Here is a 17,527-nt window from a genome sequence, read left to right on the forward strand (position 1 = left end):
CTCGTCGCTTTCGCTCCTGTGGGGTCTCACTTTGGTCACGCATCCCACGGGAGTCTCCATGTATTCAGTCTGCTAGAAATTTAATTTTCAATATAGTTATGTCTAAACCAGCCTTTGAGAAAACAGGTATGTTTCATATCAAACAGTATTTAATTTTTCATCGTATCCATTTCATCAATGTTGACCGTTCTTCGGTTACGGTACAGTGAGATGAGGATGGCAATACCGACGGCTACTTCTGCAGCGGCGATGGCAATGGCGAATAGGGCAAAGATTTGACCTGTTATGTTCGGATTGAAACCAAATCTGCTGAATGCAACTAGGTTGATATTGACGGCGTTTAGCATCAATTCAATCGAGATTAAGACAATGATTGTATTCCGTTTTGATAAGGCACCATAGAGCCCAATGCAAAAGAGAATTAGTGCGACGGTGAGGTATGCTGATAATGGAACACTACTCATTCCTTCTCCGCCTCCTCTTCATCATTTTTCTTTGCTAAAACAATCGCACCAATTAAAGCAACTAATAAGACGACTGATGTTAACTCAAATGGAATGACATATTTTGAATACAGCTCAATTCCGATTTGCTCTGTATTATTTTGGGCTAAGGTGCTTTCCTGTTGACCAAAGTCTAGGTTGTAGATGCCTATATAGACAGCAAATCCGAAGACCATGATGCCAGAAAGGACGATGAATTTCCGGAAGAAGCTAATCTTCGGCTCACTTGTATCATTGTGCCGTGTCAGCATGATCCCAAATAGCATGATGATCGTGATCGCCCCAGAGTAGATCAAAATTTGTACGGCTGCAATGAATTCCGCATGCAGCATGACATATATTCCAGCAATACTGACAAATGTAAAGACTAACGCAACAACCATGTGAACGACTTTTTCTAGATTAATCATGAAGATACCGCCACCAATGGCAATGATCGCTAGTACGACAAAGGCTATAAATTCTCCACTCAAACTCACGCTTTATTCTCCTTTCGTAAGTTTGTATCGTTCTCATCTAACCATTCAAGGTTCTTAAATAAGTCGTCACGGCTGTATTCAGCTAGTTCAAAGTTATTCGACATGATGATGGCTTCTGTTGGACAAACCTCTGTGCATAAGTCACATAGAATACAAATTTCAAAGTTTATATCATAGGTATCAATGATTTTTCCTTTTTTCGTTGGGTCAGGGTGTTTCTTTCCTGTCAGTTGAATGCAGTCTGTTGGGCAAATATTGGCACATTGGTTACAGACGATGCATTTTTCCGGGTAGAATTTCTGAATTCCTCGGAACCTGTCAGGTAGTGGTAGTGGTTCATTTGGATAATCATAGGTTACCTTTTTCTTTGTTAGGTTGTTTAGGGTATATTTCAAACCTTTTGCTAATCCTCGCATGCTCATGTCACCCCTTTGTTTTTTTGAGACTCGTTTGTTCTGCTTTATTGCTTGGTAGGAAACTTTTGTATATATTGTGCAACTTCCACTCGCTACAGGCAGTTCGCTTTTTTTTTACTTGTATGGAGTGTTGCTTTTAATCTCCCGCAGTCTGAATACACTCCGCGTCCATTGGGGTGACCGGTGAGCCTCCTCGTCGCTTACGTCTCACTTTGGCCACTAATCCCACGGGAGTCTACGTGTATTCAGCCTACTAGACTCTACTGCTACTCTTTATCTAAAGAACAATTCCTTCACAATTGCAGTGATGAAGATGTTTGCTAGTGCTACTGGTAGTAGGACTTTCCAGCCGAATTCCATTAGTTGGTCTGCTCTGAGACGTGGGAATGTAACCCTGAACCAGATGAGCAAGAAGACAACTGCACTGAATTTCAAGGCAAACCATACCGCTCCTGGAATGAAGTCTAGGAAGAAGACAGGCTGCCATCCACCTAGGAATAGGACGGTTGTCAGTGATGCCATTGCGAAAAAGTATACGTATTCTGCAAGCATGAAGAATGCCCAGCGAAATCCGGAGTATTCGACATGGAATCCAGCAACTAGTTCAGATTCAGCTTCAGGTAAGTCAAACGGTACACGATTTAACTCAGCAACCGACGCAATTAAGAAAACAAGGAATCCGATTGGCTGTAAGAAGATGTACCAGACATCTGTTTGTGCATTAACAATATCTACTAAATTCAAACTTCCTGTGAATAAAATAACCCCAATCACTGACATAACTAGCGGTATTTCGTAGGAAATCATCTGTGCCGCGGCACGCATTCCACCTAATAACGCATATTTGTTATTTGACGCCCAACCACCAGTTACAATCCCAACAGTTGTGAGTCCAGAAATTGCAATGTAATATAATAATCCGACACCAATATCAGCAAAATGAAACGCATCTGTAAACGGAATAACGGCCAGCACCATAAAGGCCGGCGCAAACGCGATAACAGGTGCAAGTATGAATAACGGCTTGTCGGCAACCCTTGGAATCGTGTCTTCCTTCAGCAGAAGCTTTAATACGTCAGCGACTGTTTGAAGCAAGCCCCAGCGACCTCCAACTTGGTTAGGACCAATCCGTCCTTGCATGAACCCCATTACCTTCCGCTCTGCTAGAATTGCATAAGTGACAAACCCCAGCACCATGAAAAGAAAAGCAGTGGCTAATCCAAAGAAGATCCCCACGTTTGTCCAGCTTGGAGTTGAATGTAAAAGATCGTTAATCATTAGCCATCAACCTCCCCAAGAACAATATCAATCGCTCCTAAAATGGCAATGAGGTTTGCCATATTTTCACCCTTTAATAGCTTCGGTAAAATTTGTAGATTGTAAAAAGAAGGTCTACGGAATTTCATTCTGTAAGGCTCTTTTTTTCCATCACTAGCAATATAGCAACCAATTTCACCACGTGGAGACTCAATGCGTACAAATGCTTCTCCTTTTGGTGCTTTGATAATCTTTGGTACTTTTGCCATAATTGCCCCTTCAGAAGGGAATTGCTCTACGGCTTGCTCAATGATTCGAAGTGATTGCTCTAGCTCTGCAATACGAGTTTGGTAGCGCGCCCATGCATCTCCACCAGTAAATACCGGTACATCAAAATCGAAGCGATCATAGATGGAATAAGGCTCATCCTTCCTAAGATCCCATTGCACACCCGTACATCTTAGGTTTGCACCACTCAATGAATAAGCAAGCGCATCCTCCTTCGTGTACGTTCCAACCCCTTTTACACGATGTAAGAAGATTTCATTTCCTGTCACCAGTTCATGATATCCTTTGAGTTGTTCTCTCATATACGGTACGAAATCTCGCACCTTCTCAATCCAGCCCTCTGGCGCATCCCACTTCACGCCACCTACACGCATGTAGTTGAACGTTAATCTCGCTCCAGAAAGTTCATTTAATAGATTAATAATCATTTCACGCTCTCTGAATGCATATAGGAAAGGACTTGTCGCCCCAAGGTCTAATAAATACGTTCCCCACCATACAAGATGGCTAGCGACCCTTCCTAGCTCCATCGCGAGCACGCGAAGGTACTCAGCTCGATCAGGCACCTCTATGCCAGTCATCGTCTCTACCGCGTGACAAAGCACATAATTATTCGTCATCGCAGATAGATAATCCATTCGGTCAGTATATGGAATGATTTGCGTATACTGCAAGTTTTCAGCTAGCTTTTCTGTTCCTCTGTGAAGATAACCGATGACCGGTGTGGCTTCTTTTATGATCTCACCATCTATTTTTATTACAAGTCGGAACACGCCATGGGTACTAGGATGCTGTGGACCAACGTTTAATAGCATTTCCTCTGTACGTATCATCGGTTACACCTCCACATCATATGGTTCATAATCTTTTCGTAGCGGATGTCCTACCCATTCCTCTGGGAGTAAAATCCGTCTTAAATCCGGATGATTTGTAAATTTAATTCCTAGTAAATCAAACGCTTCACACTCTGGCCAATTCGCACCCTCCCACAGAGGTTGAATGGAATCAATCACAGGCTCATCACGGTCAATCTTCACCTTCAACGCAACAGACTGTCTATTTTTATATGAAAATAAATGAACGTAGACTTCCATATGTGTTTCAAAGTCTGTCCCGTGTAGCTCTGATAAATAGTCAAATCCCAGTTGCTCGTTATAACGTAAGAACTGAGCAACTTTAAAATATGTATCTTTTTTCGCGACTAATGTCGGTACATCCTTTGAAAGTGGATTGATATAGGCATCTTCTAGTACTTCTTCACCAAGATGATCCTTAATCACCTTCACATACTTATCAAGGTACGGCTGATTGACAGAAGGCTTTTTCTCTTCCTCTGGCTCAGCTGCTTCAGCACCACCAGCTTTGGCTGCTTTTAACTTTGCTGCTGCGGCCGCTTTTGCTTTTGCGATGGCGATTGCCTTTGCTTTTTCCTTATCTACATCTCCACCAGCATCACCTAGCGCTGCGGCTTTCGCCTTTGCTGCAGCTGCTGCTTTTGCTTTTGCGGCTGCGACCGCTTTTGCTTTCGCCTTGGCCACATCATCATCTGAGTCTGACGCATCACCAGCGGCCGCTTTCGCTTTTTGCTTCGCTAGTGCTGCGGCCTTTGCTTTCGCAGCTGCTGCTGCTTTCGCCTTCGCCTTGGCCACATCATCATCTGAGTCTGATCCATCCTCGGCTTCTTTGGCCTTTTGCTTTGCTAGTGCTGCAGCCTTTGCTTTTGCGGCTGCAGCAGCTTTTTTCTTGGCCAATTCTTTATCATCGAGCGGTTGCTCATTTGATTCACTTGCGGCTTCATTCGCTTTTTGCTTTGCTAGTGCTGCGGCTTTCGCTTTTGCGGCTGCGGCAGCCTTCTTTTTCGCTAATTCCTTGGCATCATCAGTAGTTTCTGTAGCGCCCTCAGCTTGCGATTCTGCCTCGGCCTTCGCTTTTTGCTTCGCCAGTGCTGCGGCTTTGGCTTTCGCGGCTGCAGCAGCCTTCTTTTTCGCTAATTCTTTTGCGTCATCTTCTTCTTTCGGTGATTCAGACGCTTGCTGTTGTCTTTCTGCTAACTTCTTTTTGGCAAGCTCTTTTGCACGCTCTGCCGCTTCACGTTTCTGCTGCTCTAAATCCTTGCCTTCGCTCACGCTAAATCACCTTCTTTCCTGTTTTAGCTTCATAGCGAATTTTTTCCTTTAATTTATTCATTCCATATATAAGCGCTGCCGGGTTTGGTGGACATCCTGGGATATACACATCAACTGGAACAATTTGATCCACACCCTTAACAACCGCATACGATTTCACATAAGGTCCTCCAGCTGTAGCACAAGAGCCCATCGCAATCACCCATTTAGGTTCTGGCATTTGGTCATACAATCGCTTTAATACTGGTGCCATCTTCTTTGTTACCGTCCCAGACACAATCATCACATCAGATTGACGTGGCGATGTACGAAAGAACGATCCAAATCGATCAAGGTCATAATGAGACGATCCAACCCCCATCATCTCTATCGCACAACAGGCTAATCCAAAAGTCATCGGCCATAACGAATTACTTCTAGCCCATGCCTTCACTTGCTCTAAAGTCGTTAGAAATACACTATTCTTCAATTCTTCCATTTCTTCTTTTGATATATTTTCAAGCTTTACGTCCATTTCAGCACCTTCTTTTTCCAAGCATAGATCAAACCAATTAATAGCATCACGACGAAAATAAGCATCTCAATTAAAGCAAAGATTCCTAGTTTCTCATAAGCAACAGCCCATGGATAAAGGAACACTGTTTCCACATCAAAAATGACAAACATTAATGCAAAAATATAATAGCGAACATTGAACTGAATTCGTGAATCATGAAACGGTTCAATCCCACTCTCATAGGTTGTTTGCTTCATGAAATTCGGAGCATTTGGTCGGAGCAAACGTCCTGCAGTCAAGGCAATGATTGGTAGTAAAATACCCAAGCTTAAAAACACAACTACAATTAGGTAATTATTGGTATACTGATTCAAAAACTGATCCATGCAACCCCCTCCAATACGTTAAAAAAAATCCCCCATTAAACAAAAACTTTCTAAATAGATAGAATAGATTGATTAATTATTGTAACCGTATTCATTATATCAACTATCAATAATCGTGTCGATATCTTGAACTTTTTTATTCAATCTATGATTTCCAACTATTGGCTATCACTTCGACAGCCATGCGATTAAACCCTCCTAAAAAATAATTTGTTTGATTAAAAAAATAATTTCTTAGAGTGGTGCTTCTGCTTACTTCTCCTAGCTTTGAAACAAGATCTTGTGCTCTCTCTCTATGTCTATGAAAAACGCTAGAGAAATATCGTAGGAGAAAAGTATTCACAATATTTAGATATTTAATCAATACGATTGAATTGTTCATTTCGTGCTAACTTCATTTTTTATCGTAACATAATTTACTGAATTTTTGATGTAGTCTGTTAGAAATTCTTACATAAATTTACACAGGAGATTTATTTTGAAATAACTTCTTTTGTCTTTTCTTAGTCTGGATGTTCTGATGTCTTTATTTTGCAATTTTTAGATGGATGAGGGGCTTTAGGTAGATCCTCTAGTGACCTCATTCGCTCTGGGACTACCTCATCAGGGCACTAGGCAGCTTCTCTAGGTACCTCATTCACTTTGGGACTAGCTGATGGGGGCACTGGATGGCTTCGCTAGGTACCTCATCCACTATGAAACTACCTCATCAGGGCACTAGACTGCTCTTCTAGTGACCTCATTTACTTTGAGACTAGCTGATGGGGGTACTGGGGCTTCTCTAGGTACCTCATCCACTATGAAACTACATCATCAGGGCACTAGACTGCTCTTCTAGTGACCTCATTCACTTTGGGACTAGCTGATGGGGGCACTGGATGGCTTCGCTAGGTACCTCATCCACTCCGGAACTACCTCATCAGGGCACTAGGCAGCTCTTCTAGGTTCCTCATTCACTTTGGGACTAGCTGATGGGGGCACTAGACTGCTCTTTTAGGTACCTCATCCACTATGAAACTACCTCATCAGGGCACTAGGCAGCTCATCTAGTGACCTCATTCACTTTGGGACTAGCTGATGGGGGCACTGGATGGCTTCGCTAGGTACCTCATCCACTATGAAACTACCTCATCAGGGCACTAGACTGCTCTTCTAGGTTCCCCATTCACTCCGGAACTACCTCATCAGGACACTAGACAGCCCTTCTAGGTTCCTCATTCACTCCGGAACTACCTCATCAGGGCACTAGACAGCCCTTCTAGGTTCCTCATTCACTCCGGAACTACCTCATCAGGACACTATACCGCTCCTCCAGCCAACGCACCACCTCACCTACTACAAAAAAAAGAACCTAAAGATTTAAAATCTCTAGGTTCTTCCTGATTATTAATATTTATTACTAGTTACATTTAAACGATTGATGGCACGCTTTAAGGAAAGCTCCGCACGTCTAAAATCGACATCGTCTTGTTTCGCCTGTAAGCGTTGTTCTGCACGTTTCCTTGCTTCTTCTGCACGACGAATGTCGATTTGCTCAGAAGTTTCAGCAGTTTGTGCAAGAATCGTCACTTGATCAGGACGAACTTCTAGAAAGCCTCCACTAACAGCGACAAGCTCAGTGTTGGTTCCATTTTTTAAACGGACTGCCCCAATTTGAAGGGGAGCAACCATTGGAATGTGTCCTGGTAAGACCCCTAGCTCACCACTTTGAGCTTTGGCTACAACCATTTCCACGTCAGCTTCATAAACTGGGCCATCAGGAGTAACGACACTTACTTTAACTGTCTTCATTTGGTACCCTCCTATGTCCCTTTATTAAACTTCAACACCCATATTCTTAGCAGCTTCAACTACTTCTTCAATACGACCTACTAGACGGAATGCATCCTCTGGAAGGTGATCGTATTTACCTTCAAGAATTTCTTTGAAGCCTTTAACAGTTTCAGCAACAGGTACATAAGAACCTTTTTGACCAGTGAACTGTTCAGCTACGTGGAAGTTCTGAGATAAGAAGAATTGGACACGACGAGCACGTTGAACGACTAATTTGTCTTCATCTGTTAACTCATCCATACCAAGGATAGCGATAATATCTTGTAATTCTTTGTAACGTTGTAATGTTTGTTGAACATCACGTGCTACAGTGTAGTGCTCCTCACCAACGATTTCAGGTGCTAATGCACGAGAAGTCGATGCTAATGGATCCACCGCTGGATAGATACCCATCTCAGAAAGCTTACGCTCAAGGTTTGTGGTTGCATCTAAGTGAGCGAAAGTTGTTGCTGGTGCTGGGTCAGTATAGTCATCGGCAGGAACGTAAATCGCTTGAATCGATGTTACAGATCCTACGTTAGTTGATGTAATACGTTCTTGTAGCTTACCCATCTCAGAAGATAGAGTTGGTTGGTAACCTACCGCAGATGGCATACGTCCAAGTAGGGCTGATACTTCAGAACCTGCTTGAGTGAAACGGAAAATGTTATCGATGAAGAATAGAACGTCTTGTCCTTGCTCATCACGGAAATATTCAGCCATTGTAAGACCCGTAAGCGCAACACGCATACGTGCTCCAGGTGGCTCGTTCATTTGTCCGAATACCATTGCTGTTTTCTTGATAACGCCAGAATCAGTCATCTCGTGGTAAAGGTCATTTCCTTCACGAGTACGCTCACCAACACCTGCGAATACTGAGATACCGCCGTGCTCTTGTGCGATGTTATTGATTAATTCCTGGATTAAAACTGTTTTACCTACACCGGCACCACCGAAGAGACCGATTTTTCCACCTTTGATATATGGTGCAAGAAGGTCTACTACTTTGATCCCTGTTTCAAGGATTTCAACTTCTGTTGAAAGCTGTTCAAATGTTGGTGCTTCGCGGTGAATTGGATCACGGCGAACTCCACTTGGAATTTCTTCATCTAAGTCAATGTTATCTCCAAGAACGTTGAATACACGTCCAAGAGTTACATCACCTACTGGTACTGAGATGGCTTTTCCTGTATCTACTACTTCCACTCCACGTACAAGGCCATCCGTTGATGACATCGCAACAGTACGTACTGTGTTATCACCAAGGTGAATCGCTACTTCAAGTGTAAGTTGAATATCAACATCACCTGATTTGTAGTCGACCACAAGAGCATTGTATATTTCAGGAAGATGTCCGCTGTCAAACGTTACGTCTACAACAGGACCCATTACTTGGGTAACTCGTCCTTTTGTCATCGTTTTCCCTCCTAGCTTGCATTTAAAAACCTTTTGATTCAATCTATTCTAGAGCTGCAGCTCCACCAACGATTTCAGTAATCTCTTGGGTAATCGCAGCTTGACGAGCACGGTTGTAAGACAATGTAAGTGAATCGATAAGCTCTTTCGCGTTATCAGTCGCACTCTTCATCGCTGTCATACGTGCAGCATGTTCACTTGCTTTTCCATCTAAAAGTGCTCCATAGATGAGACTTTCAGCATATTGAGGAAGAAGCACCTCAAGGATTTCTTCTTGGGATGGTTCAAACTCGTATGAAGTAAGCTTTTTGCCTTCAGATGAAAGATCTGTTAATGGTAAAAGTTTCTTCTCTGTTACTTCGTGTTGAATCGCACTCACGAAATGGTTGTAATAGAGATAAAGCTCATCAAATAATCCATCTGCAAACATACTTACTGCGTTACTTGCGATATCTTTAATTTCTGTAAATGCAGGCTGATCTGCTAAGCCTGTAATTTGAGAAACAACGGGAATTCCACGTTTGTTAAAGAAATCACGACCTACTCGGCCAATCGCAATGACTGCATATTCATTCTTATTTGTATGACGTGATTGGATGGTGTTGTATACAGCACGAAGAACGTTACTGTTATACGCTCCAGCTAATCCACGGTCAGACGTAATAACTAAATATCCAGTTTTCTTGATTGGTCTTTTTAATAGCATTGGATGTGTGACATCTGTGCTACCAGTTGCTACGCTTGCTACTACCTCTTGAATTTTCTCCATATAAGGAACGAATGCTTTTGCATTTTGTTCAGCACGGTTTAATTTCGACGCTGAAACCATTTGCATCGCCTTCGTAATTTGGCTGGTTTTCTTCGTAGAGGTTATTCTCGATTTTATATCTCTTAATGATGCCAAAGGTTCTCACCACCTTTTTGTCAAAAGATCTGTATTTGAGAGCGACGTAACATCAGTCGTCGCTCTTTAATTTTGACTGATTTCGTATATATTGTTGTTTTAAATGCCGCAGCCTGAATACACTCCGCGTCCTGCGGGGTGACTGGTGAGCCTCCTCGTCGCATTGCTCCTGTGGGGTCTCACTTTGGCCACGTATCCCGCGGGAGTCTCCGTGTATTCAGACTGCTGTTATTAGACAACACACTTTGAGAAAACAGCCTTTAACTTTTATATAAATACGTACGTTTTACTATTATTCAGATACAGCAAATGTTTTCTTGAAGTCAGCGATTGCTGATTCGAACGCACCTTCTTCTGGAAGTTTTCCAGTTGTACGGATGTGATCTAGTACTTCTTTGCGGTTGTGCTCTAAGAATGTTAGGTAACCTTCTTCGAAACGGCCGATGTCTTCCAATGGAATATCATCTAGGAATCCACGAGTTAACGCGAAAAGAATAGCTACTTGCTTTTCAACAGCAAGTGGCTTGTTTAAGCCTTGCTTAAGAACTTCAACTGTACGAGCACCACGGTTTAACTTCGCTTGAGTTGCTTTGTCAAGGTCAGAACCGAATTGAGAGAATGCCTCAAGCTCACGGTATGAAGCTAAGTCAAGACGTAATGTTCCAGATACCTTCTTCATTGCATTGATTTGAGCTGATCCACCTACACGAGATACTGAAAGACCTGCGTTAACCGCTGGACGTACCCCTGAGAAGAATAAGTCAGATTGCAAGAAGATTTGTCCATCTGTAATCGAAATTACGTTTGTTGGAATATAAGCAGATACGTCACCTGCTTGAGTTTCAATAAATGGTAATGCTGTTAATGAACCAGCACCTTTTGCATCACTTAACTTAGCAGCACGCTCTAGTAAGCGTGAATGTAAGTAGAATACATCCCCTGGATATGCTTCACGACCTGGAGGACGACGAAGTAATAGAGAAAGCTCACGGTATGCAGCAGCTTGCTTTGTTAAGTCATCATAGATAACTAATACGTGCTTGCCATTGTACATGAACTCTTCACCCATTGTAACACCCGCATATGGTGCAAGGTATTGTAATGGAGCTGGTTGAGATGCAGAAGCAGTTACAACAATTGTGTAATCTAATGCACCATTTTTACGAAGAGTTTCTACAACTCCACGAACCGTAGATTCTTTTTGTCCGATTGCAACGTAGATACAAATCATATCCTCATTCTTTTGGTTAAGGATTGTATCGATTGCTACAGATGTTTTACCAGTTTGACGGTCACCGATGATTAACTCACGTTGACCACGTCCGATTGGAATTAACGCATCGATCGCTTTAATCCCTGTTTGTAATGGCTCATGTACAGATTTACGATCCATTACACCAGGAGCTGGGCTCTCGATTGGACGAGTACTTGATGTTTCAATTGGACCTAAGCCGTCAACAGGCTGTCCTAATGGGTTAACTACACGTCCGATTAACGCTTCCCCTACTGGAACTTCCATAATACGTCCAGTACGACGAACCTCGTCTCCTTCACGAATTTCTGTGAAAGGTCCAAGGATAACGATACCAACGTTACTTTCCTCAAGGTTCTGAGCCATACCCATGACACCATTTGAGAATTCTAAAAGTTCTCCGGCCATGACGTTGTCAAGACCATGAGCACGTGCGATACCGTCACCAACACTAATAACTGTACCAACGTCGCTCACTTTAACTTCTGATTGATAGTTTTCTATTTGCTTTTTTATCAGCGCACTAATTTCTTCAGCATTGATGCTCATGAAAGTTCACCCCTATCTACAATCTTTTCGTCATTAGATCACGCTCTAAGCGCTCTAACTTTCCATTCACACTACCATCATATATACGATTACCGATGCGGATTTTCACGCCACCGATAAGGCTTTTGTCTACAATGTTTTCGATACGTAAAGCGGCCTTGCCAATGTTTTTAGCAAACATCGCTGAGATTCCAGCTTTTTCAGTATCTGTTAATGGACGTACTGAGTAGACCTTTGCTTCAGCCACGCCACGCTCTTCATTTGCTTGCTCAATGAATTGATCAACGACTTCAGTAATCACTGTTGTACGGTGACGATCCACAAGTAAGAATAATGTATTTAATACTGTGTTTGAAGCAGAAGCAAATGCTTCCTTCAATGCAGCTTTCTTTGTATCAGCTTGAATCTTTGGGCTTGTTAAAAACACCATTAATTCTTTGTTTGTTGTAAATACTTGCTTTACAACTCGAAGTTCAGCTTCAATTTGATCAAGAGTTTGTTGTTCTTTTGCTAATTGAAAAAGAGCTAACGCATATCGCTTTGCCACGACCCCATTGCTCATCGCTCTTCTCCTACCTCTTGAATATATTCATTGATAAGCTTCTCTTGATCCTTCTCACTTAGTTCTTTCTCAATTACCTTCGAAGCGATTAATACAGATAAAGAAGCAACCTGTTCGCGTAATGCAGTAACGGCTTTTTCTCTCTCTTGAATAATCTCTTTACGAGCAGATTCCTTGAAGCGGTCTGACTCTTCTTTTGCAGCTTGCAGCATTGCAGCTTTTTGCTCTTCTGCAATTTTCTTTGCACTGTCGATTAACTCCTGTGCTTCACCACGAGCTTCTTTTAATAATTGCTGTTGTTGGTCAATTAACTGCTTTGCTTCCTGATGACTTCTTTCAGCAGAGTTTATTTCCCCAGCAATATGTTCTTCACGCTGTTTCATCATTGCTATTACTTTATCAAGGGCAAACTTTCTTAATAAGAAAAGTAGTAATGAGAAGACAGCTAACTGAACGATAATATCACCTAAGTTAACATTACTTAAAATCCCTGCTCCAGCTCCAAGGGCAAATAAATTAACGTCATATAACAAAGCGCTCACTCCTTTCAACAAAATACATGAACAAGTGTATAAATAAGACATATAAACATAGATAAATAACGACGTACTTACCTATTGAAATTTTTTAAATCAATAGTTATAGAAAGTAATAGTTCAGGTAAAACAATGGCGAAGGTTCTCAATTGAGACGACTTCGCCACTTGAACCCGTTTATTTCGTTCTATCCCTTATGAACAAGTATAATACCTGTAAGATTAGACTCTAACTAAAATTAGTTTTGACCCATAACCATGAATGCTACTACTACTGCGATGATAGGAATCGCCTCAACTAGTGCAACCCCGATGAACATTGTTGTTTGAAGTGGACCTTTAAGCTCAGGTTGACGAGCAATCCCCTCAACTGTACGACTTACGATCATTCCGTTACCAAAACCTGCACCTAGTGCTGCTAAACCAATTGCAATTGCTGCTGCTAATGCACCCATTATAAAATTCCTCCTTAAGATTATCTTTAAGATATTGTTTAAATTTTATTATTAATGGTCGTGACTCACTTTGTGCGCCATATAAACCATCGTTAACATAGTGAAAATAAATGCTTGAATTGAACCAACGAAAATACTAAATGCTTGCCAAATCATCATTGGGATGACGGAAGCTAGAGTTCCTAGGATTCCAGAAAGAATTCCAGTTTCATATCCGTTAACAGCTAGTCCTGCTAACAAGCCAAGTAAAATCTCCCCTGCGAAGATGTTACCGTAAAGACGAAGACCTAATGTTAGAGTGTTTGAGAATTCCTCAATCACCTTCAATGGGAATAAAAAGCTCATTGGTTTAAAGAAACCTTTCGCATATTCCTTTGGTCCGTGAAGCTTAACACCGTAATAGTGGGATAATGCTACAACCATCGCGGCTAATGTTAGTGTGATAACTGGATCGGCTGTAGGTGATTTCCACCATAAGCTATGTTCCTCACCAACGATAATGGCAAATGGTAATCCTAGCATGTTTGAGACGAACACATACAATAGAAGTGTGATCCCAAGTGGTAGGAAAAGACTACCAGTTTTCCAATCCATTGTACTTCCAATGATATTCTTAACGAAGTCTATAATCCATTCCATTACGTTTTGGCCAGCTGTAGGCTTCAACGAAATGTTTCGAGTTAATAGAACTGCAATTAAAAACACTATGGTAGCAGCAATAATTGTCATAAGAATATTAGACGCATTAAACGTAAGGCCTAACCATTCAAACGTAGGAGCATGATGTTCCAACTATATCACCTCTCTTCCCCGTTATACATTTGTTTGTTGTTTGGATTGAATCATAAAATCTATAAAAATGACGATATAGGATGTCATTAATCCCAGTATTACAAAGTAAACATTGACATGTTCAGGGTATCTCAGAGAAATGAAGACAGCTAGTCCAGCCGCAGCCATCCTTGAAACAGTTCCTAACGAATACATCTTGCCGCCGTTCACAACGGTATCTCCAAACTTGTTCACTTTTCGATACAGAAGCAAGTGATTATAGAAGCTTGTAATGGTTCCCACAATCAAACCCATGAATGCTGTATCATATGTAGTAAATCCCCAGCCTAAAAGAAACACAGCGATTAAATAGAACAAGTATTTCCTATGTCGTTTTATCATCGTTCCATTATCTTGTTGCTGCATGGCTTAATCTCCTGAGTTGTTGAATTTTTGGACAGAGTGGATTGTTGCGTATACACCAGCTGCTAGTCCCAACAGAAGGCCGATAATTAAGAAAAGTGGTTCGGTATCAATTTCCCGGTCTAACCATCTTCCAAGGAAAATTCCGACTAAGATTGAACCTACTAATTGTGATGTAATGGCAGACATTAATGCCATCGCTCGAAAGGGATGTTTCGCTTTAGGACGCATAAATCATGCCTCCTTTTTCAAGTAGAAAACGAAGTTTCAAAAATGTCACTAAATAGCCAGATATAACACTTGAAAACCTTATCATCATACCCTTTGTAAGCATACAATAGGCACCATTTAATGTCAATGTGTTTACTGTTAAAAAAATCACAAATCAATTATAACATTTGAACCCCAAATTGAATATCCATAACCCTATTAAATCAACGTTTTGGTTTCTACTATATATATATTAAAAAAGCTTTTGATAGCGTTTTCCTATTGGTCGTGTTCACAAAATGTTCACAATTAACCGCCCCACGAGAGACAAATGTCACAGAAGGGCGGTTTTTGTTCACAAATTAGGACTTAATTTGCCCCAATATCGTCAATTAATATGTCAGATTCGATCGTGTCCTCTTTCCCCGCTTTTTTCGCAAAGACAATCGCCTTATACACGCCATGCAGGCCTAATTCTTCGATTGAGATCTCCTTCTCAATTAAACCTCTTGGCACATCGCGCTTCCAATCCAAGAAGGTAATAAATCGTAACGAGTCAGGATCGTAAAGGGCAATCCCATATTCCTCTGCTCCTCTTGGCAGATACAATTGGTATTGATAGTGTGTCCTGTCTTCTTTTGCCCCAAATTGAAAGGCCATGACGCGAGGATAATCTGGTTCCTCGATCACAATCATGTACGGGATATGTGTCTTCTTTTTTCCATCGTCTAAAAAAAGATGCCCGCTATGAAGTCCAGCCCCAATCACAGTTGGTGTGATATCCACCGATAGGGTAATCTTTCTTTTTTCGTTTGGCTTCAGCTTGAACGGAGTCGGGAGCTTCCATTGGAATCCTTCTATGTGCTCAGGAAATTCAAAGGAGTAATGCTTCTCCTGATCCGATTGATTATCGACCGTGATTGTGAGCTTCTTCTTTGTACGATGATGTTTTTGCTCAAACAATCCAAACGTCAATGTACTTGGATACACCAATGTTTCTGCATTCATCGCTTCAATCACTTGGATTCTTCCAGCCCCTTGTTCATAGGACTTATAGAGATCGCCTTTTTCATCCTTTAGTAGCTTGGCCGTATTCATTAACGATGCTTTTATTTGCTCAGGTGTCCAATCAGGGTGAGCCTGCTTGATTAATGCACATGCACCAGCAACATGGGGAGCTGCCATACTTGTCCCCTGTAACTCGGTGTAGCCATTTGGAATCGTACTATTGATTCCAACTCCAGGAGCCACTACGTCGGGCTTGATTTCCCATGTATTTGTGACAGGACCTCTCGAGCTAAATGATGCAATGGTATCCATTACGTCATTGTAAGTCGTTTTGATCATGGTGTTCTTCTTTTTCAACTGCTTTTTCAGCCAGTCGCCATCTTCTTTAGTGAGTGAAGCAACCGGGATTTCAGGCTGAACATCCAGTGCACCTGCAAACTCGCCTTTTACATTATTATAAATCAGGACTCCCTTTGCCCCTGCGGCTTCGGCATTCAGTGCTTTTTCGGAAAATGTAATCGTACCTCGTTCGATCAGAACAATTTTATCTTTAACATTTTGTTTGAAGTCACTCTTATTTCCTTTGCCAGCCACCACTAATTCGTGTTGCTTATCGAGTAACCATGGTTTGGATCCCTGCATTTCGGTAATTGGGATTTCCTTGTCCTCCATTCCTATCGTGATCGATGGAATTTTTAACGGAGGGGTAGAAGCTCCAACGGATATAGCTTTCGTCGATGTTCCTGGAGAACCGACTGTCCACACGTCAGGGCCTGAGTTCCCACTTGAAGTAACCGCAACGATGCCTTTTTCAGTTGCCTTATTCAGGGCTAAACTGGTTGGCCAGTCTGGACCATTGACATTGTTTCCTAGCGATAGGTTAATAATATCGACCTTATCTGCAATCGCTTTGTCAATCGCTGCAATCACTTGATCAGAGGTACCGATTCCGCCTGGACCAAGCGCACGGTAGGCAATCACCTCGGCTTCTGGTGCCACGCCCTTCACCTTGCCATTGGCGGCGATAATCCCAGCGACATGTGTACCATGTAGCGTTTGATCATGCGCAGAGCCTTTTGTCTCCATCGGATCATTATCCCCATCGACAATATCAAAGCCGCCATGATAATTATCGTGCAGGTCTGGGTGCGTATAATCGATGCCTGTATCAATGACACCAACCTTGATCCCTTTGCCAGTAAGACGATTGTCCTCCTCGTCAAAATAGCCCCTAATTGCGTCGCCACCGATAAATGGGACACTTTGATCGAGTGACACCTTATATGTAGCGACTGGAGAGCTGTGGAGGATGCCCTGCTCTTCTTTTAGCTTCAGAAGGTCGCCCCTCTTTCCTTTGACTGAGAAGCCATGAAAAACATACTTGTATTCTTGTGTAATAGTTAAGGAAGGATTGTCCTTAATGATTGTTTCAATTCGATCTCGATTACTCTCCTCCGTCACAATGACTGACGTGATGATTTCATCCATTGATTCTGTAGGTAATTCAGGACGGTTTGGAAATACCGGGGTATCTGCATGAGCAGGTAGATGTGTGCTTGTTATAAGTAGAATCATGCTTAGTGCGATGAATAGTGTCTGTCTCAACAAATCGCCTCCCTTGATGTGTAGTCTGTCTCGAAAGCTTGAAAATATGAGGGGGAGATTTGATGAAAGGTACT

Annotated in this window: 19 protein-coding genes; all 19 read right to left on the reverse strand. The window is 42.0% G+C overall.

Translation table 11 applies throughout. The features are described from left to right. Positions 1-149: 149 nt before the first annotated feature. The 19 genes from nuoK to F7888_RS10970 all read right to left on the reverse strand — a co-directional run bounded on the left by nuoK (position 150) and on the right by F7888_RS10970 (position 17,453). Positions 150-464, reverse strand: coding sequence for an NADH-quinone oxidoreductase subunit NuoK (nuoK, locus tag F7888_RS10880; protein ID WP_191779334.1), 315 nt, complete (start codon positions 462-464; stop codon positions 150-152). Next, complete coding sequence (locus F7888_RS10885; RefSeq protein WP_318246263.1) at positions 461-982, reverse strand: NADH-quinone oxidoreductase subunit J; 522 nt, start codon at positions 980-982, stop codon at positions 461-463. Before F7888_RS10885 ends, nuoK begins: the two co-directional genes overlap by 4 nt. Further along, positions 979-1,398 carry an NADH-quinone oxidoreductase subunit NuoI gene (nuoI, locus tag F7888_RS10890; protein ID WP_191779336.1) on the reverse strand — a complete coding sequence of 140 codons (420 nt, stop codon included), beginning with the start codon at positions 1,396-1,398 and terminating at the stop codon, positions 979-981. Before nuoI ends, F7888_RS10885 begins: the two co-directional genes overlap by 4 nt. 273 nt (positions 1,399-1,671) lie before the next feature. After that, positions 1,672-2,676 (reverse strand): NADH-quinone oxidoreductase subunit NuoH, encoded by a 1,005-nt coding sequence (gene nuoH, locus F7888_RS10895; RefSeq protein ID WP_191779339.1) that lies wholly within the window; start codon positions 2,674-2,676, stop codon positions 1,672-1,674. Beyond that, positions 2,676-3,776, reverse strand: coding sequence for an NADH-quinone oxidoreductase subunit D (locus F7888_RS10900; RefSeq protein ID WP_191779341.1), 1,101 nt, complete (start codon positions 3,774-3,776; stop codon positions 2,676-2,678). The genes nuoH and F7888_RS10900 overlap by 1 nt, the downstream gene beginning before the upstream one ends. Positions 3,777-3,779: 3 nt before the next feature. Further along, positions 3,780-5,069: an NADH-quinone oxidoreductase subunit C gene (locus F7888_RS10905; protein ID WP_191779344.1), complete on the reverse strand. Its 1,290-nt coding sequence runs from the start codon at positions 5,067-5,069 to the stop codon at positions 3,780-3,782. 1 nt (position 5,070) lies between these two features. After that, positions 5,071-5,583 carry a NuoB/complex I 20 kDa subunit family protein gene (locus tag F7888_RS10910; RefSeq protein ID WP_191779346.1) on the reverse strand — a complete coding sequence of 171 codons (513 nt, stop codon included), beginning with the start codon at positions 5,581-5,583 and terminating at the stop codon, positions 5,071-5,073. Further along, positions 5,574-5,951: an NADH-quinone oxidoreductase subunit A gene (locus F7888_RS10915; protein WP_191779348.1), complete on the reverse strand. Its 378-nt coding sequence runs from the start codon at positions 5,949-5,951 to the stop codon at positions 5,574-5,576. The genes F7888_RS10910 and F7888_RS10915 overlap by 10 nt, the downstream gene beginning before the upstream one ends. Positions 5,952-7,337: 1,386 nt before the next feature. Continuing rightward, positions 7,338-7,742, reverse strand: coding sequence for a F0F1 ATP synthase subunit epsilon (locus F7888_RS10920; RefSeq protein ID WP_191779350.1), 405 nt, complete (start codon positions 7,740-7,742; stop codon positions 7,338-7,340). A gap of 24 nt (positions 7,743-7,766) precedes the next feature. Next, complete coding sequence (gene atpD / locus F7888_RS10925; RefSeq protein ID WP_191779353.1) at positions 7,767-9,179, reverse strand: F0F1 ATP synthase subunit beta; 1,413 nt, start codon at positions 9,177-9,179, stop codon at positions 7,767-7,769. A gap of 43 nt (positions 9,180-9,222) precedes the next feature. After that, the gene (locus F7888_RS10930) at positions 9,223-10,083 is read right to left on the reverse strand and encodes a F0F1 ATP synthase subunit gamma (protein WP_191779356.1); all 861 of its coding nucleotides are present in this window, start codon (positions 10,081-10,083) and stop codon (positions 9,223-9,225) included. A gap of 292 nt (positions 10,084-10,375) precedes the next feature. Beyond that, complete coding sequence (gene atpA / locus F7888_RS10935; RefSeq protein WP_191779358.1) at positions 10,376-11,884, reverse strand: F0F1 ATP synthase subunit alpha; 1,509 nt, start codon at positions 11,882-11,884, stop codon at positions 10,376-10,378. A 16-nt stretch (positions 11,885-11,900) separates the two neighbouring features. After that, positions 11,901-12,446, reverse strand: coding sequence for a F0F1 ATP synthase subunit delta (locus F7888_RS10940; RefSeq protein ID WP_191779360.1), 546 nt, complete (start codon positions 12,444-12,446; stop codon positions 11,901-11,903). Then, positions 12,443-12,997, reverse strand: a complete 555-nt coding sequence (atpF, locus tag F7888_RS10945) for a F0F1 ATP synthase subunit B (protein ID WP_225228742.1) — start codon at positions 12,995-12,997, stop codon at positions 12,443-12,445. Before atpF ends, F7888_RS10940 begins: the two co-directional genes overlap by 4 nt. A 223-nt stretch (positions 12,998-13,220) precedes the next feature. Beyond that, positions 13,221-13,436 (reverse strand): F0F1 ATP synthase subunit C, encoded by a 216-nt coding sequence (atpE, locus tag F7888_RS10950; RefSeq protein ID WP_191779366.1) that lies wholly within the window; start codon positions 13,434-13,436, stop codon positions 13,221-13,223. 51 nt (positions 13,437-13,487) lie between these two features. Beyond that, positions 13,488-14,228 (reverse strand): F0F1 ATP synthase subunit A, encoded by a 741-nt coding sequence (gene atpB, locus F7888_RS10955; protein WP_191779368.1) that lies wholly within the window; start codon positions 14,226-14,228, stop codon positions 13,488-13,490. Positions 14,229-14,249: 21 nt separating this feature from the next. Beyond that, positions 14,250-14,633, reverse strand: a complete 384-nt coding sequence (locus F7888_RS10960) for an ATP synthase subunit I (RefSeq protein WP_191779371.1) — start codon at positions 14,631-14,633, stop codon at positions 14,250-14,252. 3 nt (positions 14,634-14,636) lie between these two features. Beyond that, positions 14,637-14,861 (reverse strand): AtpZ/AtpI family protein, encoded by a 225-nt coding sequence (locus F7888_RS10965; protein WP_191779374.1) that lies wholly within the window; start codon positions 14,859-14,861, stop codon positions 14,637-14,639. Between the two features lie 348 nt (positions 14,862-15,209). Continuing rightward, complete coding sequence (locus tag F7888_RS10970) at positions 15,210-17,453, reverse strand: S8 family serine peptidase (protein ID WP_318246264.1); 2,244 nt, start codon at positions 17,451-17,453, stop codon at positions 15,210-15,212. Positions 17,454-17,527 lie beyond the last annotated feature (74 nt).

The sequence above is a fragment of the Litchfieldia stipae genome (genome assembly GCF_014837155.1).
In the GTDB taxonomy this organism is placed as follows: Bacteria; Bacillota; Bacilli; order Bacillales; family Bacillaceae_L; genus Litchfieldia.

Coding starts and splice junctions, on each gene's coding strand:
- nuoK (WP_191779334.1), bottom strand. CDS start 464: ATGAGTAGTGTTCCATTATCAGCATACCTCACCGTCGCACTAATTCTC.
- nuoI (WP_191779336.1), bottom strand. CDS start 1,398: ATGCGAGGATTAGCAAAAGGTTTGAAATATACCCTAAACAACCTAACA.
- nuoH (WP_191779339.1), bottom strand. CDS start 2,676: ATGATTAACGATCTTTTACATTCAACTCCAAGCTGGACAAACGTGGGG.
- F7888_RS10900 (WP_191779341.1), bottom strand. CDS start 3,776: ATGATACGTACAGAGGAAATGCTATTAAACGTTGGTCCACAGCATCCT.
- F7888_RS10910 (WP_191779346.1), bottom strand. CDS start 5,583: ATGGACGTAAAGCTTGAAAATATATCAAAAGAAGAAATGGAAGAATTG.
- F7888_RS10915 (WP_191779348.1), bottom strand. CDS start 5,951: ATGGATCAGTTTTTGAATCAGTATACCAATAATTACCTAATTGTAGTT.
- F7888_RS10920 (WP_191779350.1), bottom strand. CDS start 7,742: ATGAAGACAGTTAAAGTAAGTGTCGTTACTCCTGATGGCCCAGTTTAT.
- atpD (WP_191779353.1), bottom strand. CDS start 9,179: ATGACAAAAGGACGAGTTACCCAAGTAATGGGTCCTGTTGTAGACGTA.
- atpA (WP_191779358.1), bottom strand. CDS start 11,884: ATGAGCATCAATGCTGAAGAAATTAGTGCGCTGATAAAAAAGCAAATA.
- F7888_RS10940 (WP_191779360.1), bottom strand. CDS start 12,446: ATGAGCAATGGGGTCGTGGCAAAGCGATATGCGTTAGCTCTTTTTCAA.
- atpE (WP_191779366.1), bottom strand. CDS start 13,436: ATGGGTGCATTAGCAGCAGCAATTGCAATTGGTTTAGCAGCACTAGGT.
- F7888_RS10960 (WP_191779371.1), bottom strand. CDS start 14,633: ATGCAGCAACAAGATAATGGAACGATGATAAAACGACATAGGAAATAC.
- F7888_RS10965 (WP_191779374.1), bottom strand. CDS start 14,861: ATGCGTCCTAAAGCGAAACATCCCTTTCGAGCGATGGCATTAATGTCT.